This window comes from Flavobacterium sp. GW823-FHT04A11, from assembly GCF_058796535.1.
In genome coordinates this window covers 2220454-2243895 of the sequence record NZ_CM179503.1, presented here as the reverse complement: position 1 = coordinate 2243895, position 23442 = coordinate 2220454, and the positions used below count along the sequence as shown (strand labels likewise).

The 23442-nt window shown below is 32.9% G+C and carries 22 protein-coding genes and 4 tRNA genes; 2 read left to right on the top strand and 24 right to left on the bottom strand.

Annotated features, from left to right (window positions below; all coding sequences use genetic code 11):
* Positions 1-12: 12 nt before the first annotated feature.
* From rplA to AC3QL1_RS09660, 14 genes are all read right to left on the bottom strand, one after another.
* Entirely contained in the window at positions 13-702 is a 690-nt protein-coding gene (gene rplA / locus AC3QL1_RS09725; protein ID WP_035619180.1) for a 50S ribosomal protein L1, read from the bottom strand.
* Positions 703-715: 13 nt separating this feature from the next.
* A complete protein-coding gene (gene rplK / locus AC3QL1_RS09720) occupies positions 716-1153 on the bottom strand; it encodes a 50S ribosomal protein L11 (protein WP_026713295.1) in 438 nt (145 codons plus the stop codon).
* A gap of 67 nt (positions 1154-1220) precedes the next feature.
* A complete protein-coding gene (gene nusG, locus AC3QL1_RS09715; protein ID WP_029273444.1) occupies positions 1221-1772 on the bottom strand; it encodes a transcription termination/antitermination protein NusG in 552 nt (183 codons plus the stop codon).
* Positions 1773-1782: 10 nt separating this feature from the next.
* On the bottom strand, positions 1783-1980 hold the full coding sequence (gene secE, locus AC3QL1_RS09710; RefSeq protein ID WP_041517377.1) for a preprotein translocase subunit SecE: 198 nt from the start codon (positions 1978-1980) through the stop codon (positions 1783-1785).
* Between the two features lie 18 nt (positions 1981-1998).
* A tRNA-Trp gene (locus AC3QL1_RS09705) sits at positions 1999-2069 on the bottom strand.
* Between the two features lie 60 nt (positions 2070-2129).
* On the bottom strand, positions 2130-3317 hold the full coding sequence (tuf, locus tag AC3QL1_RS09700) for an elongation factor Tu (protein WP_007807448.1): 1188 nt from the start codon (positions 3315-3317) through the stop codon (positions 2130-2132).
* Positions 3318-3371: 54 nt separating this feature from the next.
* Positions 3372-3443 (bottom strand) — tRNA-Thr (locus tag AC3QL1_RS09695).
* Positions 3444-3530: 87 nt separating this feature from the next.
* A tRNA-Tyr gene (locus tag AC3QL1_RS09690) sits at positions 3531-3611 on the bottom strand.
* A 55-nt stretch (positions 3612-3666) separates the two neighbouring features.
* A tRNA-Thr gene (locus tag AC3QL1_RS09685) sits at positions 3667-3740 on the bottom strand.
* Positions 3741-3831: 91 nt separating this feature from the next.
* Positions 3832-4134 carry a ribosome hibernation-promoting factor, HPF/YfiA family gene (hpf, locus tag AC3QL1_RS09680; protein ID WP_042564006.1) on the bottom strand — a complete coding sequence of 101 codons (303 nt, stop codon included), beginning with the start codon at positions 4132-4134 and terminating at the stop codon, positions 3832-3834.
* A gap of 34 nt (positions 4135-4168) precedes the next feature.
* Positions 4169-5062, bottom strand: coding sequence for a tyrosine-type recombinase/integrase (locus AC3QL1_RS09675; RefSeq protein WP_492497131.1), 894 nt, complete (start codon positions 5060-5062; stop codon positions 4169-4171).
* A 133-nt stretch (positions 5063-5195) separates the two neighbouring features.
* A complete protein-coding gene (rpsU, locus tag AC3QL1_RS09670) occupies positions 5196-5390 on the bottom strand; it encodes a 30S ribosomal protein S21 (RefSeq protein WP_035684969.1) in 195 nt (64 codons plus the stop codon).
* Between the two features lie 236 nt (positions 5391-5626).
* Positions 5627-6769 (bottom strand): acyl-CoA dehydrogenase family protein, encoded by a 1143-nt coding sequence (locus AC3QL1_RS09665; RefSeq protein WP_492497128.1) that lies wholly within the window; start codon positions 6767-6769, stop codon positions 5627-5629.
* 14 nt (positions 6770-6783) lie between these two features.
* Entirely contained in the window at positions 6784-7674 is an 891-nt protein-coding gene (locus AC3QL1_RS09660; protein ID WP_492497127.1) for a ComEA family DNA-binding protein, read from the bottom strand.
* A 267-nt stretch (positions 7675-7941) separates the two neighbouring features.
* Between AC3QL1_RS09660 and AC3QL1_RS09655 the strand changes: the two genes are divergently transcribed.
* A complete protein-coding gene (locus AC3QL1_RS09655) occupies positions 7942-9447 on the top strand; it encodes an amino acid permease (RefSeq protein WP_492497125.1) in 1506 nt (501 codons plus the stop codon).
* Between the two features lie 66 nt (positions 9448-9513).
* Here the strand turns inward: AC3QL1_RS09655 and AC3QL1_RS09650 are convergent, their stop codons facing one another.
* The 7 genes from AC3QL1_RS09650 to AC3QL1_RS09620 form a co-directional block, all read right to left on the bottom strand.
* Positions 9514-9741 carry a PspC family transcriptional regulator gene (locus AC3QL1_RS09650; RefSeq protein WP_042564002.1) on the bottom strand — a complete coding sequence of 76 codons (228 nt, stop codon included), beginning with the start codon at positions 9739-9741 and terminating at the stop codon, positions 9514-9516.
* An 88-nt stretch (positions 9742-9829) separates the two neighbouring features.
* Positions 9830-11101 carry a DUF2851 family protein gene (locus AC3QL1_RS09645; RefSeq protein ID WP_492497122.1) on the bottom strand — a complete coding sequence of 424 codons (1272 nt, stop codon included), beginning with the start codon at positions 11099-11101 and terminating at the stop codon, positions 9830-9832.
* Between the two features lie 75 nt (positions 11102-11176).
* Positions 11177-11659: a 3'-5' exonuclease gene (locus AC3QL1_RS09640; protein ID WP_492497121.1), complete on the bottom strand. Its 483-nt coding sequence runs from the start codon at positions 11657-11659 to the stop codon at positions 11177-11179.
* 80 nt (positions 11660-11739) lie between these two features.
* Positions 11740-13101: a pyridoxal-phosphate dependent enzyme gene (locus tag AC3QL1_RS09635; protein ID WP_492497119.1), complete on the bottom strand. Its 1362-nt coding sequence runs from the start codon at positions 13099-13101 to the stop codon at positions 11740-11742.
* Between the two features lie 48 nt (positions 13102-13149).
* Positions 13150-15117: a putative porin gene (locus AC3QL1_RS09630; protein WP_492497117.1), complete on the bottom strand. Its 1968-nt coding sequence runs from the start codon at positions 15115-15117 to the stop codon at positions 13150-13152.
* A gap of 214 nt (positions 15118-15331) precedes the next feature.
* On the bottom strand, positions 15332-16846 hold the full coding sequence (locus tag AC3QL1_RS09625) for a SusD/RagB family nutrient-binding outer membrane lipoprotein (RefSeq protein ID WP_492497115.1): 1515 nt from the start codon (positions 16844-16846) through the stop codon (positions 15332-15334).
* A gap of 3 nt (positions 16847-16849) precedes the next feature.
* Entirely contained in the window at positions 16850-20152 is a 3303-nt protein-coding gene (locus AC3QL1_RS09620; RefSeq protein WP_492497113.1) for a SusC/RagA family TonB-linked outer membrane protein, read from the bottom strand.
* Positions 20153-20576: 424 nt separating this feature from the next.
* Here AC3QL1_RS09620 and rnhB point away from each other — a divergent pair, with 424 nt between their 5' ends.
* Complete coding sequence (gene rnhB / locus AC3QL1_RS09615) at positions 20577-21236, top strand: ribonuclease HII (RefSeq protein WP_492497111.1); 660 nt, start codon at positions 20577-20579, stop codon at positions 21234-21236.
* On the opposite strand, the gene AC3QL1_RS09610 is transcribed toward rnhB, so the two are convergent.
* The 3 genes from AC3QL1_RS09610 to lipB all read right to left on the bottom strand — a co-directional run bounded on the left by AC3QL1_RS09610 (position 21233) and on the right by lipB (position 23442).
* Positions 21233-21829 carry an NAD(P)H-dependent oxidoreductase gene (locus tag AC3QL1_RS09610; RefSeq protein ID WP_492497110.1) on the bottom strand — a complete coding sequence of 199 codons (597 nt, stop codon included), beginning with the start codon at positions 21827-21829 and terminating at the stop codon, positions 21233-21235. The two genes, rnhB and AC3QL1_RS09610, sit on opposite strands and share 4 nt — an antisense overlap.
* Before the next feature lie 84 nt (positions 21830-21913).
* Entirely contained in the window at positions 21914-22732 is an 819-nt protein-coding gene (locus tag AC3QL1_RS09605; RefSeq protein WP_492497108.1) for an AraC family transcriptional regulator, read from the bottom strand.
* A gap of 8 nt (positions 22733-22740) precedes the next feature.
* The gene (gene lipB / locus AC3QL1_RS09600; protein ID WP_492497106.1) at positions 22741-23442 is read right to left on the bottom strand and encodes a lipoyl(octanoyl) transferase LipB; all 702 of its coding nucleotides are present in this window, start codon (positions 23440-23442) and stop codon (positions 22741-22743) included.

Sequence of the window (23442 nt, the reverse complement as noted above, 5' to 3'; positions counted from 1 at the left end):
TTTAACTACCAATTATACTGCTTTTGGATCCAATGCAATTGCAGGACTCATAGTGCTTGTAAGGTGAATACCTTTAATGTAGGTACCTTTAGCAGCAGTTGGCTTAAGTTTTATTAATGTTTGAATAATTTCGTGTGCGTTGTCAACAATTTGCTCAGCTCCAAAAGAAACTTTACCAATTCCTGCGTGAACGATTCCAGTTTTATCAACTTTAAAGTCAATTTTACCAGCTTTAACCTCTTGAACAGCTTTTGCAACATCCATAGTTACAGTACCTGTTTTAGGGTTTGGCATTAAACCTCTAGGTCCTAAAATACGACCTAATGGACCTAATTTACCCATAACAGCCGGCATAGTGATGATAACATCAACATCTGTCCAACCATCTTTAATTTTTTGTAAATAATCGTCAAGACCTACATAATCAGCTCCAGCTTCTTTAGCTTCCGCTTCTTTATCTGGAGTAACCAATGCTAATACTTTAACGTCTTTACCTGTTCCGTGAGGTAATGTAACTACACCTCTAACCATTTGATTCGCTTTTCTTGGATCTACACCCAAACGAACTGCGATATCAACAGACTCATCAAATTTTGCAGAAGCAACTACTTTTAATAATGCCGCAGCATCTTTAAGAGAATATAGTTTGTTCTTTTCAATTTTTGAAGCAGCCTCTTTTTGCTTTTTTGTTAATTTTGCCATGTCTTTTTCTTAATTAAAAAGGAGCATCTCCTGATACGGTTATACCCATAGATCTAGCTGTTCCAGCAACCATACTCATTGCTTTTTCTACTGTAAAAGCATTTAAGTCTGGCATTTTGTCTTCAGCAATTGCTCTAATTTGTTCCCAAGTAACGCTAGCTACTTTTTTACGGTTAGGCTCACCTGAACCAGATTTTAGCTTTGCAGCTTCCATTAACTGAACCGCTGCTGGAGGAGTCTTAACAACAAAATCAAATGATTTGTCTTTATACACAGTGATTTGCACTGGGCATATTTTGCCAGGTTTATCTTGAGTTCTAGCATTAAATTGCTTACAAAACTCCATGATGTTTACCCCAGCAGCTCCTAAAGCAGGTCCAACCGGTGGCGACGGATTCGCAGCACCTCCCTTAACTTGTAGTTTAACTACCTTACTAATTTCTTTAGCCATTTTTAAAAAATTTAACACTGCAATCAATGGAAGCGATTACAATGGTTATTATATATGTAACAAAAAATTATACTTTTTCAACTTGCATAAAGCTCAATTCTAATGGAGTTTTTCTTCCGAAAATTTTAACCATTACTTCAAGTTTACGCTTTTCTTCATTGATTTTTTCAACTGTACCGTTAAATCCGTTAAACGGACCATCGATCACCTTAACAGTTTCACCTAAGTTGAAAGGAATAGCACGAGTATCTGTATTAACAGCTAATTCATCTACTTTACCTAACATTCTATTTACTTCAGAAAGCCTCAAAGGAACAGGTTCGCCACCTTTGATCTCGCCTAAAAATCCAATAACACTAGTAATAGACTTGATAATATGAGGTATCTCACCAACTAAATTGGCTTCGATCATAACATATCCAGGAAAATAAACCTTATCCTTAGACATTTTCTTTCCTTCTTTTACAGTAACTACTTTTTCTGTAGGCACTAAAACTTGGGAAACATAATCACCCATACCTAATCTGGCAATCTCAGTTTCGATGTAAGCTTTGACTTTATTTTCTTGTCCGCTTACAGCTCTAACTACATACCATTTTTTTACATTATTATCTGCCATCACAAAAAAATTATCCTTTTAACCAGTTAAAAAATCCAGCTAAAGCTTTTGCAAAAAATTCGTCTACTCCCCATGTTGCCAAAGCGAATAAAACCGAAAATACAGCCACAACAATTGTCAATTTTTGAACCTCAGCCCAAGCAGGCCAAGTAACATTTGACTTTAACTCTTCGAAAGCCTCTGATAAATAATTAGTAACTTTTGTCATTTGATATATTTTATATTGCACGGGCGGAGGGATTCGAACCCCCATCAACGGTTTTGGAGACCGCTATTCTACCCTTGAACTACGCCCGTAATTAAAAGCCAGTGATTTCGGTTAAGAAAATCAACTGGCTTTTTATAGTTTTTATAGGATTATCCTACGATTTCAGTCACCTGACCTGCTCCTACTGTTCTACCACCTTCACGGATAGCGAAACGTAAACCTACACTCATAGCGATTGGGCTTAATAAAGAAACATTAATTGTCAAGTTATCTCCTGGCATTACCATCTCTACTCCTTCTGGTAAAGTAATAACTCCTGTTACGTCAGTTGTACGTACGTAGAACTGTGGACGGTAGTTATTATGGAATGGAGTATGACGTCCACCTTCTTCTTTTTTCAAGATATAAACCTCAGCTTTGAAAGTAGCGTGTGGCTTTACTGATCCTGGCTTAATGATAACCATTCCTCTTTTGATAGATTCTTTATCAATACCTCTTAACAATAAACCTACGTTATCTCCAGCTTCACCTCTATCAAGGATTTTACGGAACATCTCAACTCCTGTAATAGTAGAAGTTAATTTATCAGCTCCCATACCAATGATTTCAACTGGATCTCCTGTATTAGCAATACCTGTTTCGATACGACCTGTAGCAACAGTTCCACGACCAGTAATTGTAAATACGTCTTCAACCGGCATCAAGAATGGTTTAGCAACGTCACGCACTGGCTCTTCGATCCAAGCATCAACAGCTTCCATTAATTCAATGATTTTTGGTACCCAAGCAGGATCATTATTCAATCCTCCTAAAGCAGAACCTTGAACTACAGGACCATTATCTCCATCATATTCGTAGAAAGATAATAAATCTCTAATTTCCATTTCAACAAGCTCTAACAATTCAGCATCATCAACCATATCCACTTTGTTCATGAAAACAACGATTCTTGGAATACCAACCTGACGACCTAAAAGGATGTGCTCACGAGTTTGTGGCATTGGACCATCTGTAGCAGCAACTACTAAGATAGCTCCGTCCATTTGAGCAGCTCCAGTAACCATGTTCTTTACGTAATCCGCGTGACCTGGACAGTCAACGTGAGCGTAGTGACGGTTAGCTGTTTCATACTCTACGTGTGATGTATTAATAGTAATACCTCTTTCTTTCTCCTCTGGAGCGTTATCGATTTGATCAAACGATTTTGCTTGACAGTAACCAGCATCAGACAATACTTTTGTAATTGCTGCAGTTAATGTAGTTTTTCCGTGATCCACGTGTCCAATTGTACCTATGTTTAAGTGCGGTTTGGAACGATTAAAATTCTCCTTTGCCATTTTACTTAATTTTTAATCTTAGTTATATATTAATTTCAATTTCCTACTTACTTGAGCCAATGTCGGGAATTGAACCCGAGACCTCTTCCTTACCAAGGAAGCACTCTACCCCTGAGCTACACCGGCAGAGAGTTCTGATTTTAGATTCTTGAATCCAGATTTCAGATTTTAATTCTAAAATCTTTAATCCAAAATCTAAACTTCTTTTTTTTGTGGGGAGAGCAGGATTCGAACCTGCGAAGTTCACACAGCAGATTTACAGTCTGCCCTCGTTGGCCGCTTGAGTATCTCCCCTTTTTTTTTATCAATAATTGTATGAACAATTTCAAATCGCATTTGAAATATTTAGAGCCGGCGGAGGGACTCGAACCCACGACCTGCTGATTACAAATCAGCTGCTCTAGCCAACTGAGCTACGCTGGCAATATCAATAAAAAAGTCCGCTATTTCTAACGGACTGCAAATGTAGCTATTTTATCTTTGTATCAAAACATTTTTTGAAAAAATTTTTCAATTATATGTGTGCTCTGATTTTTTCTTTCCTTTTTACCAGTAAACGCTCTAATGACTCTGCCGAAAGTTCAACTGCTTCTTCGAATGTTTTGCATTGTTTTTTAACCAAAAATTCATCCCCAGGAACATTAATCTTAATCTCTACCGCTTTATTCTCTTTGTCACTTGTTCTTTCAACTTTTAAAAAAACGTCGGCCGAGACAACTCGATCATAATATTTTTCTAATTTATCCATTCTCTCCTGAATAAAATCAACTAACTTTCTGTCAACAGTAAAGTTAACGGCATGAACATCTACCTTCATAATACTAATTTTAGGGTTAAACATTTAAGAATTACTATTTATTTCTCGGATGCGCATTAGTATATACCTTTTTAAGCTCTGCTAAACTATTATGAGTATAAACTTGCGTTGACGCTAAACTCGAATGTCCTAATAATTCCTTAACTGAATTTAAATCTGCCCCATTATTTAAAAGATGAGTAGCAAACGTATGACGAAGCACATGCGGACTTTTTTTCACCTTTTCAGAGACTTTACTAAAGTAAGAATTTATTAATCGATACACAAAAGATTCGCTCAATTTTAACCCTTTTTTTGAAATAAAAAAATAATCATCATCAACCATCTCATCAACCAAAGTTCGCTCCTTTATATATAACCTTAACTGATCAACAATAACAGGCAAAAGCGGAATAATACGTTCTTTATTTCTTTTTCCTAAAACCTTAATCACATTTGAAGACAGATCTACATTTCGCAACATTAAATGTATCAACTCTGCCCTTCGCATTCCGGTAGTATAAAACATTTCAACAATAAGTTTATCTCTTATTTCTTCAAATCCAACAGGATTATCTACTTCCTGAATTAAATCCGTAAGTTCTTTTTCAGAAAAAGGAATTTGAATAATCTTTGAAGTTTTTAATGCTTTATGTTTCAGCATTGGATTTACATCTATTTGTTTTGTTTTTAAAAGAAATTTATAAAACGCTTTCAAAGAAGCCATTTTTCGATTAACAGAAACATTTGAAATATCTGCATCCACAAGAGAAACAATCCAGCTTCTAATCTGACTATAATTTACGTTTTCGATATTTTCTTGTTCAAAATGAGTTTTATTGAACGTTTCAAAAAACAAAATATCGTTCAAATAAGCATTCACCGTATGCGCCGAATATTTTTTTTCGAGCTGAAGATAATCACGGAATGCATCTTTATTTGACTTCATAAAACAACATCTTATTAATTACAAAACAAACAATATCTATATATAGGTATTAGTTATTTCAAAATTAAGCATAAAAAAACCGTTAGCATCAAAAATTTGACAACTAACGGTAATTATTTTGAAAAGTCTAATACTAACTTTCTAAACTGTCTCTCAAGTTTTGAATGTAAGCCGCTTTTTGAATTTGAGCTCTTTTAATAACTGATGGCTTAATAAAAGCAGTACGTGCTCTTAGTTGACGAACAGTTCCTGTTTTATCAAATTTTCTTTTATAGCGCTTTAATGCTCTATCGATATTTTCTCCGTCTTTAATTGGTATAATTAACATAATATAGACACCTCCTCTCGTTAAGGTTGCAAAAGTAATTATTAATTCTGAATTATGAATTATAAATTATAAATTATTTTAAAAGAAAAAAGAACATAGAAAAAAGAGAATAGATTCTCTGAAACCGATTGTAAAAAAAGAGAGAATTAAGGACATTCTTTATTCTTTATTCTTTATTCTTTATTCTTTATTCTTTATTCTTTATTCTTTATTCTTTATTCTTTATTCTTTATTCTTTATTCTTTCAACAAATTTCTGGAGATTACTAATTTTTGAATTTCAGTAGTTCCTTCACCGATAGTACACAATTTTGAATCTCTGTAAAATTTCTCAACCGGAAAATCTTTTGTATAACCATACCCTCCATGAATCTGAACTGCTTCGTTTGCAATTTTCACGCATGCTTCAGAGGCATACATTTTTGCCATTGCTCCTAGTGTGGTAACTGGTTTATGCTGTTGTTTTAAGAAAGCTGCTTTATGCAACAACAATTCCGAAGCTTCAATTTCGGTTGCCATATCAGCTAATTTGAATGAAATTCCCTGAAAACTACTAATTGGCTGTCCAAACTGATGTCTTTCTTTCGAATATTTTAGTGCAGCTTCATATGCGCCTTTTGATATTCCAAGTGATAATGCACCAATTGAGATCCTGCCTCCATCCAAAATTTTCATTGCCTGAACAAATCCTTGTCCCACTTCACCTAATCTATTTGCATCAGGTATACGACAACCATCAAAAACCAATTCAGCAGTTTCACTGGCACGCATTCCTAATTTATTTTCTTTTTTTCCGGATGTAAACCCAGGCATTCCTTTTTCAAAAACAAAAGCGGTCATTCCTTTTGAATCTCCTTTTTCTCCAGTACGAACAATTACAACAGCAATATCTCCTGAAATTGCATGCGTAATAAAGTTCTTTGCTCCGTTTACAATCCAGAAATCACCATCTTTAACAGCAGTTGTATTCATTCCTCCTGCATCAGATCCTGTATTGTGTTCTGTCAAGCCCCAGGCACCAATATATTCGGCAGTTGCTAATTTCGGCAGCCATTTTTTCTTTTGTTCTTCATTTCCGAAAGTCAGAATATGATTGGTACATAAAGAATTATGAGCAGCAACAGAAAGTCCGATTGAGGGATCTACTTTAGAAATTTCTTCCACTACAGTAATATATTCGTGGTAACCTAATCCCGAACCACCATATTCTTCCGGCACTAAAACACCCATAAAACCCATTTCACCTAATTTTTTAAACAGATCAACAGGAAAAATTTGTGCTTCGTCCCAATCCATTATATAAGGTCTTATATTTTTTTCAGCAAAATCTTTAATCGACTGTGCAATCATTGACTGCATTTCATTATAATCAAAATTCATTTGTTATTCAGTTTTTAGAACTCCAAATATAAACTAATTATTTTTGCTTTATCAACAGGAAAATCTTTAATTTTTGCTAAATCTTCAATATTTTTAAAATTTCCGTTCATACTGCGATAAGTAATTATGTGTTTTGCCAAAGCATATCTGAAATATGGAAACTGTGCCAGCTCTTTTAAAGATGCATCATTTATTGCAATTTTTTTAAAATTTGGAACATCATAAATTTTAAAGTGTGTATTTAATTCGAAAAGCACTTCTGGAGAAAGTCCCCAAACATCCTTCATTTGTTCCATTGTAACAAAACCACCTAAAATTTCTTTTTGCTTTAGTATTCGAAGAGATAAAGCTTCACCAATACCAAATATCTTCATTAAGTCTTCCTGACTTGCTGCATTAATATCTAATAAAGTCGCTTTTTCTTTTTTAGGATATTCTTTGTGAACATATTCTACTCGGTCTGTTTTAAAAGATTTTTTATTCTGAGTCCAATCAGGAAATTTAAAAAGCGGTGAAATAACATTTAATAATGAATCTGAAATTTTAGTTACTTCCTGAAATTCTTTGGCTGAATTGACGTATTTGTTTTCTTTTCGAAAATCTAATAATCGATCAATTTCCTGAATAGACATTCCGAGTTTATATCCTTTATAATCTGAAATGAAATTTGGATTAAAAGTATAAACCTTAGGTACACTATTATATTTTGCTGTTTTAAGAGAATCTAATTGTGATTGTAAAGAAAGCCATTGCTGTTCCTGTGGAAAAGATTTTTCCGGAATTGAAAAATCAACAAAAAAATATGCCGCTTGTAATCCAATAATAATTACAAATAATAAAACTATACCTTTTCTTTGTTGGCTTGTAAACTTAAAATAATGTGAAGCGGCTCTAAAATTAATCATTTGATAACTTTTCAATTTTTAAAACTCTAAAATTAATTTAAAAAACCAATTAATTGTAAGAAAAATAATAAATTTTTATAATTTACAAAAATATGTATAATGTATTTTTTATCAAATTAAGTTGACAAAATAGAGTTGTTAGAACTGAATTTAGGATGATCTCATATTAATTTTAAACATTTTATAACTTAAACTTATATAATTGTTTTTATTTTTTATAAAAAACGATACATTTGGAGCTTAATAACAATAAACCACTATTATAGTATGTCAATTTGGAGAGTTAAACCAATATCTGCTTTTGAAGCCGATATGAAAAAAAGTGATTTAAAAAGAGTTCTTACGAGATGGGGTCTAACTTCGTTGGGGATTGGTGCAATTATAGGTGGAGGAATCTTCACTTTGACAGGTATCGCTGCTCACGATTTTGCTGGTCCTGCTTTAGCTTTATCATTCGTTATTGCGGGTATAGGCTGTTTATTTGCATCTTTGTGTTATGCTGAATTTGCTTCGGTATTACCGGTAGAAGGATCTGCTTATGCGTATGCATACGGAACTATAGGTGAAATTTTTGCCTGGTTCATTGGATGGAACCTTATCCTGGAATATATGATGGGCGCCACCACGGTCGCTGTCGCCTGGAGTGGTTATTTTGTAAAGCTTGTTCATTTATTCGGAATCGAAATTCCAATTTGGCTTTGCAATGATTTAGCTACGGCTACTGAAAAAATTAGAGAACACAATATTGCTTTTCCTAATGACTTAATTGACATTCCAACATTTGCTTTCAATCTACCTGCATTCTTGATTACATGGGTTGTAACTGCAATTCTTGTGAAAGGTATTAAAGAAGCGGCAAGTACAAATAATATTATTGTAATTGTAAAAATTGCTGTAGTTCTTTTTGTAATTATTTGCGGTGCTTTTTATATCAATGTTGATAACTGGCATCCATTTATTCCTGCTGAAGTTCCTGCAGTAGATCATCTTGGAAATTTAACCGGAAAAATGAATTTTGGTTTTGGAGGTGTTTTAACAGCTGCAACAATTGTATTCTTCGCTTATATTGGTTTTGATGCTGTATCAACTCAGGCTGGTGAAGCAATTAATCCTAAAAAAGATGTACCGTTTGCTATTATTGCTTCATTAATAATTTGTACAATTCTTTACATTTTAGTTTCATTAGTATTAACTGGAATGGTTCATTACGATCAATTAGACAAAGCAGCTCCGGTAGCTTCTGCATTTAGTGAAAACGGATTGACATGGGCTGTATTTATTATAACCATTGCTGCTACGGCTGGTTTAACTTCTGTAATGCTGGTTATGATGTTAGGTCAGACTCGTATATTCTTAGGAATGTCAAGAGATGGTTTATTACCTCCATTTTTCAGTAAATTACACCATAACTTCAAAACTCCATATAAAAGTACTTTCTTAGTTGGTACTATTATCTCTATCGTTGCAGCACTTACTCCAATCGAGAAAGTGAGTGAAATGTGTAGTATGGGAACATTATTGGCTTTTGGAATGGTGTGTGTTGCGGTAATGATTTTACGTTACAAAAAACCTGAATTAGAAAGACATTACAGAACTCCTGCAGTTTATTTAGTTGGAACTCTTGGAGTTTGTTTTAACCTATTCTTAATGACTCAGGTTAGACACGAAACATGGATTGCATTTTTGATCTGGGGAACTTTAGGTATCGTTGTATATTTTGCTTACAGTAAAAAGAGAGCAAAACTAAATGGCCCACAAGAAATAGAAGAATAAAAAAATAGAAAAAGAAAAGCCCCTTATTTTAAAATAAGGGGCTTTTCTTTATATCAAATTTTTAATTTACAAGTCAAAAACGGATGTTCGTTTGGCACGAATCAAATCTTTCAGGCGAATCCAAAAGGCCAAAGTCAGATAAATACCAAAACCTAAACCTGCAGTTACAAACGAAATGTAAATAAAAAACAATCGCACACTTGTAACACGCATTCCCAGTTTATCTGCTAATCGTGAAGAAACATGAAACCCGTATTTTTCAAAGAAAAATTTAAGCCTTAAAATTGCTGACATATTTTTAATTTAGATTTATCCTTCGAATTCACTCAGAATTAGAATGCAAAAATACAAAATTATCCTATTGCAACATTTTCTAATTATCTTAATTATTCTTCAGTAATTCCATTCCTATTGCGCATCTTAAACAGGCATTTTGATTGCAGTATTCGTTTTTAAGCTGAAGCAACGTTTGTGTATCGAAAGCACTTTTAGACGAAACGCCAAAAGATTCGAACTTGTCAATAATTGAATTCTTTTCTGGCAAAACTCCATTTAATAATGCAATTAAATCTTCTTCAATTGATTCTCCCATAATATTCGCATAAGCAAACTGAATGGAGATTATTGTATTTATAATCAGTAAATCAATAAAAGATTTGGATAATGGTTTTGATTTCTTCGGACTTTCTTTATCAAACTGATAATGATTATGCCAGTATAAACTCGCTGAAACATTCAACAATTCATAACTATTTTTAACTGATTTTAAAGCAATAATTTTAGAAAAAAGATTTTGATGTTTGTTATATAAACTTGCCAATTGCGATAATCGAATTGTTGGGAAATTATCCGGACGATGTTTAAAAAACTCAACCGGATCTACATAAACTTTATCCAATTGATATTTATGCAAAAGGTAAAAATATCTGATTTTTAAATCTTTGAAATAGACATCTTCTTTCTCAAAATCCAATAAACCGGATCTTCCCAAAAGTAATGCTTCAAGATTTTCTATTTCAAAACTTTCTTTTCGAATAATTGAAAACGGAATCGATCTGGCAATTTGCAAAAAGGAATTTCCATTTGTATTAAGTCCAAAATTCCTGACAAATAAGCAAAACAAAACCGCTTCCCAATCCTGATTTGTCTCTTCTAGTAAATCGTAAATAAATTTTGATTTGCGTTCTAATCGTTCGAAAAATAATCGTTCCTGCCAATTTTTAAAAACAAATTCATCAATTTGAGCAATTTGTTTTTCGCAGGCTATCCATGACTTTGGACTTATCAAGGAATGATAATTATTTACTGTTTCTGCAGAAACATAATCTCTTAAAACCAAAACAGGAATTACAATATTATTCTTCCGGAAAATTTCAGTATCGTGTTCCCAAACTACATGCAGAATAACATTTTCATAAGCAATATCTTTTTCATGTCCATGAACATACCAATCAGATGATTTTATATGAATTTCAATATTTCCTGCCCATTTTTGATTGTCAATTATAATTTGAGCATTAAAAAAGTCAGGTCCCGAAAGTTCTAAATAATCTCCGGTTTTAATAATAGTAATTTGTTCTTTTTGGGTAGTTCTCAAATTCAATGTATCAAACTTCTTGAATTTCCAGAGATAATGAAGAAAATCTTCTTTCATTTATTGGCTTTTATATTAGATTTAGAAAAGCCTAAAATTAAATAAAAATAATACTAATCTTACAAATATAGTTAATTATCGCAACATAAATAATTTTGCACAAGCACGTGCATCAGATAATGCTTCGTGATGATTTAACTGAATCTTCATTTCGCGACAGCAATCGCTTAATTTAGTTGGCTTTAAGCCTTTTGCTTTATAAATTTTAACGGTACATTCCCATTTTGCAGCAATGTTTAAATCTTCATATTGCAAACCATAAAGTGTCATAGATTTCATTAAAACATTTCGGTCAAAACTTTCATTATGGGCAACTACTATTCTATTTTTTAAACGTTTTTCGATTTCAGGATAAACTTGTTGAAATGTTCTTGCATTTACCGTATCACGAGGATAAATACCATGAACCTGAATTGTAAACGGATTATATTCATTGTTCGGCGGCTTAATCAAAGTAACAAATTCATCTGTAATTATTCCGTTTTCAACAGTAACAATGCCGACAGAACAAGGATGATGTCCGGTTGCTGTTTCAAAATCTATAGCGGTAAAATTCATTCCTAAATATATTAAAGATAAAATCCATAAACCTAATTATCAAACTAGATTTATGGATTTATAACGTTATTAAAATTGTCTTATTTTATCGATCCGATAATATCATACTTTGTAATAATATGATGTTTTCCATTTCCAAGTTCTACTAATACGGCATCATTTTCCTTAGTAAATAACTTAGAAACTTCTTCGATTGTAGTTCCTAATTTTACAATTGGGAAAGGTTTGCCCATTACTTCTTTAATTGGTTTTTCGGCAACATTTTTATCGGCAACATAACTTCTAAATAAATCTGTTTCATCAACAGAACCAACAAATCCGTTAATATCTACAACCGGAATCTGCGAAATTTTATATTTACGCATACGCTCAATTGCGTGTGAAACCAATTCTTCTGTACGAACAACAATTAATTCTTTATCAATATGATCTTTGATAACATCTTCTGCCTTGGTTATGTTTTCTTCTAAGAATCCACGTTCACGCATCCAGTCGTCATTAAACATTTTACCTACGTAACGGCTTCCAGAATCATGAAAAAGCACTACAACAACATCTTCCGGCTTGAAATGTTCTTTCAACTGTAATAAACCTTTAATACAAGCTCCGGCAGAGTTTCCAACAAAGATAGCTTCTTCCAGAGCAATTTTTCTGGTATAAACGGCAGCATCTTTATCGGTTACTTTTGTAAATCCGTCAATTAAAGAAAAGTCAACATTTTTAGGTAAAATATCTTCTCCAATTCCTTCTGTGATATAAGAATAGATTTCGTTTTCATCAAAAATTCCGGTTTCATGGTATTTTTTAAAAACAGAACCATACGTGTCAATTCCCCAAATTTTAATATTCGGGTTTTTCTCTTTTAGATATTTTCCAACTCCTGAAATAGTTCCTCCGGTTCCTACTCCAACAACAAAATGAGTAATTTTTCCATCTGTTTGTTTCCAGATTTCAGGTCCGGTTTGTTCATAATGTGCCAATGAATTCGACATATTATCATATTGGTTTACATACCAGGAATTAGGAGTTTCTTCTGCCAATCGCTTTGAAACTGAATAATAAGAACGTGGATCCGTAGGTTCAACATCTGTAGGACAAACGACTACTTTGGCACCAACAGCACGCAAAATATCCATTTTTTCTTTCGATTGTTTATCAGATATTACACAAATCAATTTATATCCTTTGATGATGGCTACAAGTGCCAATCCCATTCCTGTATTTCCAGAAGTTCCTTCTATAATAGTTCCTCCTGGTTTTAGTCGGCCATCTGCCTCAGCATCTTCAATCATTTTTACGGCCATTCTGTCTTTTACAGAATTTCCCGGATTAAAAGTTTCGACTTTTGCCAATACTAACGCATCAATTTCAGCAACAATTTTGTTGAGTCTTACTAATGGTGTATTACCAATTGTTTCTAAAATATTATTTGAAAAGTCCATTTTGTATGAATTTAATTTATTTGGTTTAAGATAGTAAAGAACCTGATTTTATTGGAAGAAATTCCAAACTAAACCAAATCTGATCGTAAAATCGCGATATGGATTATTCGGTGCTGAATAGTAATTATTTCCTGAAAAAGAGGCATTAAAATGCTCTGCTTTAAAGTAAAATCTTGTTTGTCTGATTCTGAAATTTATATAATAATCAAAGTTAGCATATCCTCCGATTTTCTTGTCAGTCTGAACAAAAAATTCACTAACAACAGGATTATAAGCATTACCATAATATTCGGTAAAGTAATTAAAAGTTAATCCTGTCTGCATAAACAGTGCTTTTTTGAAAAAATAACCTGAATAATAAAGTGTATTTCTGGTTACAAAATCAGGAACATTTAAGATTAAATCTGACTGATCTACTTTTTGATATAAAAAGGTATTGTCGAATCCAAAAGGTCCAAATTTAAACTCTTTGTTTGCTTTTATAGACAAGTAATTAATGGCATTTCCGTATTGTGCCGGATTTACAATTTGAGTTTGAGCCGCAATTTCAGCATCTGTAGAAATATCTTCAAAATATAAATGATCTTTTAAAACTGTATATTGAACTTCAGCATTTAGCCAGGGCGTATATACATTTGCACTAAGCGAATTAATTTTTTCGTTTTTAAAATTGTTAGACCAGTTATATTTTATAAAACTACTTTGATATAAATTGTAGTTATTATTTGGTAATTTGTTGATGTTTCTATATCTGAAATCAAACTGTATTTTATCATTTAAACTGTATCGTAATTTTGCATCTAAATTAGAAAGTGACTGATTTGTAACTGATCTTGAATATAAAAATCGACCGTTCCATTTATTTTTCTGATATTCATATTGCCCTCCAACATTATTAAACTGAAGATATAAATTGTCCGGAATCCTAGAACCGTCCTCTTTAAATATGATTCTGTTATAGTCATAATTTGACCTGTAATCATCGACAAAGAAATTAAACTTACCTAAAAGTGAATTTTCATACGCAAGACCAACTTTATTGTATAATTTTTCAAAACGGGTCTGATCATTTATAGAACTTGCCATGTAAGACTCTCCAAATCTTAATACCAAAGCACCATCAACAGTAGAAGCAACTGTTGGCTGGTTGTATTCGAAAAATTTGTTTTCGTAATTAAACTGATGTGTTACATATAAATTGTTATTTCCTTCCGTTGGATTTACTCTAAAGGCATGATCAAAAAACAATCTTCTTCCTTTTAGAAATGATTTTGCATCGGTTAAATAAACCTGTAATCTCTGACGGTTTTTAAAATCGGGATCTCCGCTTTCAAAATCTTCCGGTGTTGTTATACCTCCATTTTCCTCATTTGAAATATCCTGAAAAGTAACATGAGCATTTAAAATATATCTTTTATCAGTTGTAAAATAACTGGTTGTAAAACGGAAATTTCCGGTACTTACCAATTGATTTATATAATTCCCTTCAGAACGTAAACCTCTGTAACCAATAGAAAAATTAAGATTTTTTGAAGTATTAAGAGTAATAAAAGAATCTACGTTTTGCCCTTTATTGATAGTTGTATTAAAAAACAACTCGGTAAAAGGTGTTGCTACTGAATAATAACGAATATCACTTACTTCCTGATAACTGAAATGTTTTCCCTTAAAACCAATTTCCGGATATGGTGAAAAATCAGTCAGACTATATTGCAGTGTATTGTAAGTTTGCCCAATATTAGGAAAATCCAAAAGTCCGAAATTGTCTCTACGAAGATAATTTTGTCTATAAGCACTTTTTAGCGTTAAAGAAGTATCTGCATAAGTGGTGTCGTGTTCTAAAGTATAAATCTGATATTGCTCGATTTTAGCAATCTTCGCTTGTTTCTTTTTCACTGTATCCGTAATACTTGTGTATTTGGTATTCATATCTAAATTGCTTTTAGACGCATTTTTTTCTTGAGAAAACAATAAAGTGGGTACGACTAATAGATATAGAAAAAAGAATATTCTCATTTGATGGCTTTATATGTAATTGTTTCGACAAAAATTGTCAAGCAAAGGTAAAAGATAAAAACGTATAAAAAAATACTTCGAATGAACAAAAGAAAACCCTCGACTACAAAAAAGTAATCGAGGGTTTTTCAAAAAAAATCAAAATATTTATTTTCTATATTATTTAGCTTTAATTTATTTTGAATTACAGCTGAACTGCTATTCAAATTATAAATTAGAACTTATCCCAGAATATTTTAGTTTCTAGTAAGTCACCTCCAATATCGCTGGCTGCTTTTTTATAGTTAGTACCATTTATTGATTGTTCAACTCCTGGGTAAGTATATCTTACAGGAACAGTCATAATACCTTTGTTTTTAGCAGAAGTTGGTGATAATAAAACTGGGAAATCTAATCTTCTGTAAGATGTCCATGCCTCATATCCTCTGTTATAAAGCGCAAACCAAGCTTGCATACCAATTTTTTCTTTCCAAGTTGCTCCACTAAGTACATTGTTATAATCTACTTTAGGATTTGCAAGGTAAGCTGTAGCATTAGCAGCAGTTAATCCCCAATCTAAGAAAGAAGCAGTAATACCTGCATCATAATAAACTTTAGCCTGAGCAGATCCACCTGGAATTAAATTTTTCTCAGCAGCTTCTGCTAATAAAAATTGTAATTCAGCATAATCAAATATTACACCCGGAACAGCAGGATTATTTAATGTAGCAGTAATGTGAGAGTAAGTTGCAAATACGTTTGCTTCTCCATATGTACCTCCTACGTAAGTTCTTCCTGCAGGAATAGTTGGTGCTGCTGGTGCCGGAGCATTAACGAAATATTTAGCCATTCTTGGATCTCCTCCAGGAGCAACAAATTCCATTGCAGCAACAAAAGGCTCAGCAGGAATAAAGTCATTTCTGTTACTTGTTACTAAATCAGCATACAATGGATTTTGATTTCCTGATGTAGTTAAATAAGTCAATTTTGTATTATCAGCGTTACTTGCCAATGGTCCAGAAGCAAGAGCTGTCTGAACGCTAGTAGCAGCAAAAGCTGGCTCTACATCTGAAATATTTACTGCTAATCTAATAACTAATGAGTTAGCAAACTTTGCCCATTTTGCATTACTTGCAGCAGTTCCTGCGTAAATGATATCTGCACTACCAAAGTTAACATCTGCAGAATTTGTTTTTAATGTTGCAGCATCTGCAGCTAATCTTGTAATAAGATCTTTGTAAATAGTTTTAGCATCATCGTATGCTGGCAAAGGATATTTTTCAATATCTATAGCCTGAGAGTAAGGTACGTTTCCAAAACTATCAACTAATACGCTATAAGTATACGCTTCTAAAATATCGATAAGTGCTATTTTATTTTGCTTAACAGCAATATCAGAAGCTGTTACTGCAGATCCACTCTGAATCAAAACTTTTGCATCGTGAAGATCTGCCAGGACATCTCTATACATTACTAAGAAATGCGTATCAGGAATTTTTCTGTTTGAAATATTATACTGGCTTTCGTCAGGATAAGTTGTTTCTGCCCACTGTTGTGCAAATAATCTAAAAACATTATTATTCACACTAGTACTTACCATTTGATCAACTAATTTCTTTTCAGCATTAGTAAACAAATATTCCGATCTAGTAGTAGTTGGCTTTTTAGGATCAACATTCATATCTGTAATATCTGTGCTGCATGAAAAAGCTATGCTGGCAAAAGATATTAATAAAAGTATTTTTTTCATGATTTAAAATTTTAATGTTAGGTTACAACCAATGTTTCTTGTTGTAGGTAGTGAACCTCCTGAATAACCTGCTGCAAGGTTACCTGAACCAAGTCCGCTTTCTGGATCTGCATCTGGAAGATTTTTATGGATGATCCATAAATTAGAACCTACTAAAGAAAGGCGTAAATCTGTCAAATTCAATTTTGATACAAGACTTGATGGGAAGCTATACGTAATGTTTACTTCTCTTAATTTGATAAAACTTGCATCATAGATGAATGCTTTTTGTGGATTTTTAGTATATCCATAAATACCTCCTGCAACTTCTGGAGCTGGCGTTCTTGTTGTATTTGGTGTTCCGTCTGCATTTACACCAGGAAGAATAACTCCACCACCATTAGCAAGTGTGTTTCTTACCGGATTTCCTAACTCATTAATTCCAGCAGTTGATTCATACAAACCTGAATTTTGTCCGTAGTATTGGTCAAGAGAGAAAATATCTCCTCCTTTTTGCATATCAATCAAGAAACCTAACGAAAGTTGTTTGTATGTAAATTTATTACGAATACCACCAATCCAATCAGGTGTAACATTACCAATAACGTTATTAGTTGTTGCAGTCATTAAGTAAACACCATTTTGTGTTACTTTTTGTCCATCTTTATAAATATAATCTTTACCAATGATATCTCCATAAGGGTGACCAACAGATCCAATGATACTAACACCTCCCTGAAGAGTACCTAATGTAAGAGTTTCGATACCTTGTGTTAAGGCCACAACTTCGTTTTCATTTTTAGACCAGTTTACAAAAACATCCCATTGAAAATCTTTAAACTTTAATGGTGTCAAATTTAATTGTACCTCTATACCTTTATTTTCTACAGAACCTGCATTAACATATCTAGAAGAATAACCAGTTGTTGTAGAATAATCTACAGGAAAGATCTGATCAGAACTTAAACTTTGGTAAACACTTACCTCAAATCCTACTCTTCTATTAAACATTTGTGCTTCCAAACCAATCTCTTTAGATGTAGTTTTTACAGGACGTAATTCTGGGTTGTTCGCTATATTCGGTCTTGAATAAAGTTGGTTTGAACCAAAAGGATTAAATTTAGTAAAAACGTCATCTAATATATATGGATCAATACTTCCTTGTGGATTCTCAGCATAACTTGCTCTTAATTTTCCAAAAGTTAACCAATCTGCATTAACATGTTTTGTAAAAACATAACTTGCAGATGTAGAGAACGTGTATAAGTCATTATTCCCTTTTGGTAATACAGAGAAAGCATCATTACGAACTGTTCCGTCTAAATATAAGAAATCTCTATATCCAAAAGAAGCAGATGCAAACATACTATTTACCGCAGTGTTATTTTCAACTTCTGCAGGAAATGGTGAAGGGTTTACTGAATTTGACAATGCATAGATATCTGGTATAATTAAACCTCCATCTGTAGAAGCAATTGTTGAATTACGTTTCGTTCTTAAAGCATTCGTTCCAAGCAAACCAGTTAAAGAAATATCTTCTGTTAACTTTTTATTGAAATTTAAAGTAAACTGATAGTTTTGCTCAGAGAACATACCAGTATATTTTTGGTATCCTGAACCAACAGCTAATCTGTTTAATCCAAATGTTGCATTCAAAGATCCAACTGCTTTTCTTTCTTCTCTTAATTCAGCATAACTATCATTAGTTAATTTTCCAGTTGCTGTAAGCCAGTCTGTAATTTTATAATCTAACTGTACGTAACCAATAAAACGGTTTCTTTCGTCTGACTGAAAGTTTTTGTATCTTGTAAAATATGGATTATCCCAATATTTAGCACTAGTATCTCCACCAGCAGGATTTGCCATATTCCATGAAATATTTTGACCTCCTGAATTTTCAAAAACTTCTTTTTGCGCTTTAATGTCTACGTTTGTTCCCCACCATTGACGGAATAATCCCGCAACGTTGTCTCCACCGTATCCTGTTGTATTTCTACCAACTGTAGTTTGTGCTACATAATTTGCAAATATATTCGTAGAAAACTTATCGTTAAACTTGTGGTTGAATTTAACACTTGCATTGTTTTTTCTTAATTCACTATTTGGAAGTATTCCAGTTTCTTTATAATTGTTATAATTGAAAACAAAATTAGTTTTTTCATCACCATCTTCTAAAGAGATTGAGTTACTCAATGTAGTTGCTTTCTGGAAAAAAGTAATAGGTCCATTGTCAGCAGCTTTCCATTGTGTTTTCTTTCCATAATTTGGAGAGTATTTAGAATAAGCATCCCATTGAAGAACATAAAGATTTGGGTCAAAAGCAACACCGTAAGATGCATCATCAACTGTAGTTGCAACTTGGTTACCATTACTATCGATAGTAAAAAACGCACCTGTTGGTCCTACCGGAACACCTTTAGGGTTACCTGCTGCATCATAAGTTGGTCCGTAACCTTGTCCGTATTTGTTTTGGTAAACAGGGAAAGTTTTTTTGTCAACACTACCTGTAGTAAACTCACTTGAAATAGTTACTCCCAGTCCTTTTCTTGATTTTCCTTTTTTAGTAGTAATCATGATTACACCATTACCAGCCTGAAATCCGTATAAAGCAGCTGCAGCAGCTCCTTTTAGTATGTTTACAGACTCGATATCATCAGGATTGATGTCCATACCTGCATTACCGTAATCATAAGTATTACGAGCACCCGCAGCTTGACTTGCACCATTTCCTTGAGATACACTTGCATTTGTATTACTGTTATTAATTGGCATACCATCAATAACAATAAGCATTTGATTATCTCCTGTTAAGTTTTTAACACCTCTTGAAACTACGTTTGTAGAACCTCCAAAGTTTGTATTTTTTCTAACATAAACCCCGGCCGCTTTTCCAGAAAGGTCGTTAAGAAAGTTATTGCTGGCAGCTCCTGCAGATAAATCAGCACCTTTAACCTCTTGTGAAGCATAACCTAAAGATTTTTTCTCTCTTTTAATACCTAATGCTGTTGTTACAACAACATTTTCTAATTCTGTAGTATTGCTGCCTAATTTAGCATTTACTGTTGTAGAACTAGCAACTACTTCCTGAGATTTCATCCCAATATAGTTGAATACCAAGATTTGGCTTGGTGCCGCTTTGACAGAGTATTTTCCATCAAAATCTGTTTGCGCTCCGGTTTGTGTCCCTTTAACCTGCACACTAACACCTGGTAAAGGCATTCCTGCATAATCGGTAACAATACCCGAAACAGTTCTTTCTTGCGCAAAGGTTAATTGCGCCATAAGTACCACGAAGAGTACTAAGAATCCATTAAACTTAAGTTTCATTTTTGAAAATTTTGAATTAGTATCCGGCAAACATCATAATAATTTCTTAAAATAGCAAGGAATTTTAAATTTACTCCAACTTTTTTTTAATAAATCTTTAACACAAAGCCAAAATTAAACAACTTATTCACTGCAAAACAGCATTATTCCTAATGTTTTTTACAAAAAACTGTTTTTTTATCAAGTCATTTTTTTATAAAATTTTAACATTTCAAATTGTACTAAAATCAGAAAAAACACGTTTGTGCACATAATAATTTAAAAAAATCTACTTCTAAATTTCTCCTAATTCGAGATTTTTAGCGACGGTTTGGTTAGAAATGAATTATAATTTGAATTTTATTTTAAATAATTCATCTGTATTGAATTCATTTTTGTAGGTTTCCAGAAAAAATATAATATTTGCTATTCACAATAAAGAATTATGCTTGCCAAAAATTTCTCCGGATTTGTTTTTGAAACTGGTACTGACGAAGCCGGCCGTGGTTGCCTCGCCGGACCGGTTACAGCTGCGGCAGTAATTTTGCCTGCGCATTTTGAACATGAAATTTTAAACGACAGTAAACAATTGTCTGAAAAAACAAGAGCATTTTTAAAACCTATAATTGAGGAACATGCTGTTTGTTTCGCCGTTACGCATTTGTTTCCCGATGAAATTGATCAAATCAATATATTAAATGCTTCCATGAAAGGAATGCAGGAATGTATCCTGAAATTAAATCAGGTTCCTGAATTTATTATTGTAGACGGAAATCGTTCCTTGAATGCCAAATTAGGTTTAAAAAATACTTTTGGAAAACAGTTTTCGAAAACAGAAATTGAATTATTAAAGTCAATTCCGAACCAAAGTATTATAAAAGGAGATTCTAAATTTTTAAGTATTGCCGCCGCTTCTATATTGGCCAAAACGTATCGCGATGAATTTATGGATAAACTTCATGAAGAATTCCCGATGTATAACTGGAAACAAAATAAAGGATATCCAACTAAAGAACACCGCGATGCCATTCGGGAATTTGGCACAACAAAATACCACCGAATGAGTTTTAGACTTTTGCCGGAACAATTGGAATTGGAGTTTTAAATTTTCTCTTCTATTTTATTTCCCTTTAAAGCAGAAATTAACTGATGCTCCCATTCTGAAATATTTTCCGAAGAAGCTCTGTCAGCTTGATCAAAATAAAAATGATGTTTGATTTCTAGTCCGCAATAATTAAAAATTCCGGTATCTGAAGTTAACGCAAGCGCTTTATCCATTCCTGTTGCTTCATATTCTGCATTAGATTTTCCGTGTGAATTAACAATGATGGTTTGTTTTCCTGTTAAAAGCCCTTTTTGAATTCCCTGATCGTATCGATAAGCAAATCCGTAGCTAAAAACACGATCAATAAAACCTTTCATTATAGCTGGCATTCCTGTCCACCAAATTGGATATACAAAAATAATCTGATCTGCCCAGGTTATAAATTCCTGCTCTCTTTTGACATCTTCTGCAACCTGCCCCATTCTTTGTCCGCTCATATCATCTAAGGAAAGAACCGGATTAAAATTGATTTCGTTTAAATCCCGAAGAATAACTTCTTGTCCTGATTCTTCTAAGTTTTCGACAATAGTTTGTTTAAAAAAATGATTTAAACTCGCAGGATTTGGATGTGCGTAAATAACTAAATTTTTCATGTTTTCTGTTTTTTAAGATTGAACATGACAAATGTAAAACTCAACATTTACTGCCAATTGTAAGAAAACGAAAAGAGAAATTAATCAGTCTTTTGAACTGCAGATATCGCTTTGAAATTTTAAGAATTTTGTCGGTGAAATATTCATATAATATTTAAAATCGTGTATCAATTGGCTTTGATCATAATAACCACATTGATCTACAACAGAAAGCCAGTCTGTTTTTGAATCGTTTGCAATATCCTTTTGAATTTGTTCCACTGCTTTTAAAAATCGTTCGTACCGATTTATTTCTTTTACGGTATAACCAAAAAACTTTTTTTGATTAAGTTGAATATTTCTTTCTGTCTGATTTATTTGTGAAGCAATAGCTTTTATCGGATTCAAAGATTCTTCTTTAAAGTCCGCCAAAAGAGTTGTTATCGTATTTTGTTCTCTTAAATAAGGAGTACAGAATTCTAAAATATAATCGACACGTTTTTGATTATCAGATATGTTTTTTAATTCTTCCCATAAAGCTGTGAAACAATTTTCGGGAATTAAAGCATCCGGATGAATTGGAAGTGAATGCGTTAAAAGTGCATTTCCGAAGAATCTGTAAAAAGCATCCTCTTTAAAATTAGCCACTAAAATCTCTGAAGTGGATTCTAAAGTATAATCAAACGCTTGTTTTATCGGACCTAAAACAATGCATTTTTCCATTTCCAGAATTGTATTTTGCTGCGATTTTAAAAAAGCTTTTGCCCCAAAATTAAAAACAAGAATAGTCTGAAAACTAGGTAATAATGTTTTCGTTACAGGAAAATTGGTTTTATTTTCTGCGAAGTAAAAATGAGAAAAAACAGTTGAAAATGCTGAAGGAACAGCAATTCTATAATTGTTATTTTCTTCAGCATTTTCCATATTATTAGCTATTTTACAAATTCAGCTTCAAATAATTTAGTCAAATGTTTTATGATTTTGGCTTTTACTTCTTCTTCGTCCACTTTTTCTACACCAAGTTCTACGTTTAATGAAGTAACACCTTTTCCGCGAATTCCACACGGAATAATATTATCAAAGTAACCCAAATCTACGTTTACGTTCAAAGCAAATCCGTGCATTGTAACCCAGCGTGAAGCACGTACGCCAAGTGCACAAATTTTACGTGCAAACGGAGTTCCAACGTCTAACCAAACTCCGGTTTCGCCATCGCTTCTTCCGCATTTTAAACCGTATTCTTCTAATGTCAGAATAATCGATTCTTCCAGAAGGCGCAAATATTTATGAATATCTGTAAAGAAATTTTCTAAATCCAAGATCGGATAACCTACAATTTGTCCCGGTCCATGATACGTAATATCACCGCCGCGATTTATTTTGTAAAAAGTAGCGCCTTTTGCTTCAAGCTGTTTTTCGTTTAATAAAAGGTTTTCGAGATCACCGCTTTTTCCTAAAGTGTAGACATGAGGATGTTCTACAAATAGTAAATAATTGGGTGTTTCTAATTCGAGTTCTTCCCTTCTGTTTTTGATTTTTAAGTCGACTATATCTTTAAAAAGTTCTTCCTGATATTCCCAGGTCGATTTATAATCTCTACTTCCTAAATCCTGAAGTTGAATTTTTTTATTCAT

Coding starts and splice junctions, on each gene's coding strand:
- rplA (WP_035619180.1), bottom strand. CDS start 702: ATGGCAAAATTAACAAAAAAGCAAAAAGAGGCTGCTTCAAAAATTGAA.
- rplK (WP_026713295.1), bottom strand. CDS start 1,153: ATGGCTAAAGAAATTAGTAAGGTAGTTAAACTACAAGTTAAGGGAGGT.
- nusG (WP_029273444.1), bottom strand. CDS start 1,772: ATGGCAGATAATAATGTAAAAAAATGGTATGTAGTTAGAGCTGTAAGC.
- secE (WP_041517377.1), bottom strand. CDS start 1,980: ATGACAAAAGTTACTAATTATTTATCAGAGGCTTTCGAAGAGTTAAAG.
- tuf (WP_007807448.1), bottom strand. CDS start 3,317: ATGGCAAAGGAGAATTTTAATCGTTCCAAACCGCACTTAAACATAGGT.
- hpf (WP_042564006.1), bottom strand. CDS start 4,134: ATGAAGGTAGATGTTCATGCCGTTAACTTTACTGTTGACAGAAAGTTA.
- AC3QL1_RS09675 (WP_492497131.1), bottom strand. CDS start 5,062: ATGAAGTCAAATAAAGATGCATTCCGTGATTATCTTCAGCTCGAAAAA.
- rpsU (WP_035684969.1), bottom strand. CDS start 5,390: ATGTTAATTATACCAATTAAAGACGGAGAAAATATCGATAGAGCATTA.
- AC3QL1_RS09665 (WP_492497128.1), bottom strand. CDS start 6,769: ATGAATTTTGATTATAATGAAATGCAGTCAATGATTGCACAGTCGATT.
- AC3QL1_RS09660 (WP_492497127.1), bottom strand. CDS start 7,674: ATGATTAATTTTAGAGCCGCTTCACATTATTTTAAGTTTACAAGCCAA.
- AC3QL1_RS09655 (WP_492497125.1), top strand. CDS start 7,942: ATGTCAATTTGGAGAGTTAAACCAATATCTGCTTTTGAAGCCGATATG.
- AC3QL1_RS09650 (WP_042564002.1), bottom strand. CDS start 9,741: ATGTCAGCAATTTTAAGGCTTAAATTTTTCTTTGAAAAATACGGGTTT.
- AC3QL1_RS09645 (WP_492497122.1), bottom strand. CDS start 11,101: ATGAAAGAAGATTTTCTTCATTATCTCTGGAAATTCAAGAAGTTTGAT.
- AC3QL1_RS09640 (WP_492497121.1), bottom strand. CDS start 11,659: ATGAATTTTACCGCTATAGATTTTGAAACAGCAACCGGACATCATCCT.
- AC3QL1_RS09635 (WP_492497119.1), bottom strand. CDS start 13,101: ATGGACTTTTCAAATAATATTTTAGAAACAATTGGTAATACACCATTA.
- AC3QL1_RS09630 (WP_492497117.1), bottom strand. CDS start 15,117: ATGAGAATATTCTTTTTTCTATATCTATTAGTCGTACCCACTTTATTG.
- AC3QL1_RS09625 (WP_492497115.1), bottom strand. CDS start 16,846: ATGAAAAAAATACTTTTATTAATATCTTTTGCCAGCATAGCTTTTTCA.
- AC3QL1_RS09620 (WP_492497113.1), bottom strand. CDS start 20,152: ATGAAACTTAAGTTTAATGGATTCTTAGTACTCTTCGTGGTACTTATG.
- rnhB (WP_492497111.1), top strand. CDS start 20,577: ATGCTTGCCAAAAATTTCTCCGGATTTGTTTTTGAAACTGGTACTGAC.
- AC3QL1_RS09610 (WP_492497110.1), bottom strand. CDS start 21,829: ATGAAAAATTTAGTTATTTACGCACATCCAAATCCTGCGAGTTTAAAT.
- AC3QL1_RS09605 (WP_492497108.1), bottom strand. CDS start 22,732: ATGGAAAATGCTGAAGAAAATAACAATTATAGAATTGCTGTTCCTTCA.
- lipB (WP_492497106.1), bottom strand. CDS start 23,442: ATGAATAAAAAAATTCAACTTCAGGATTTAGGAAGTAGAGATTATAAA.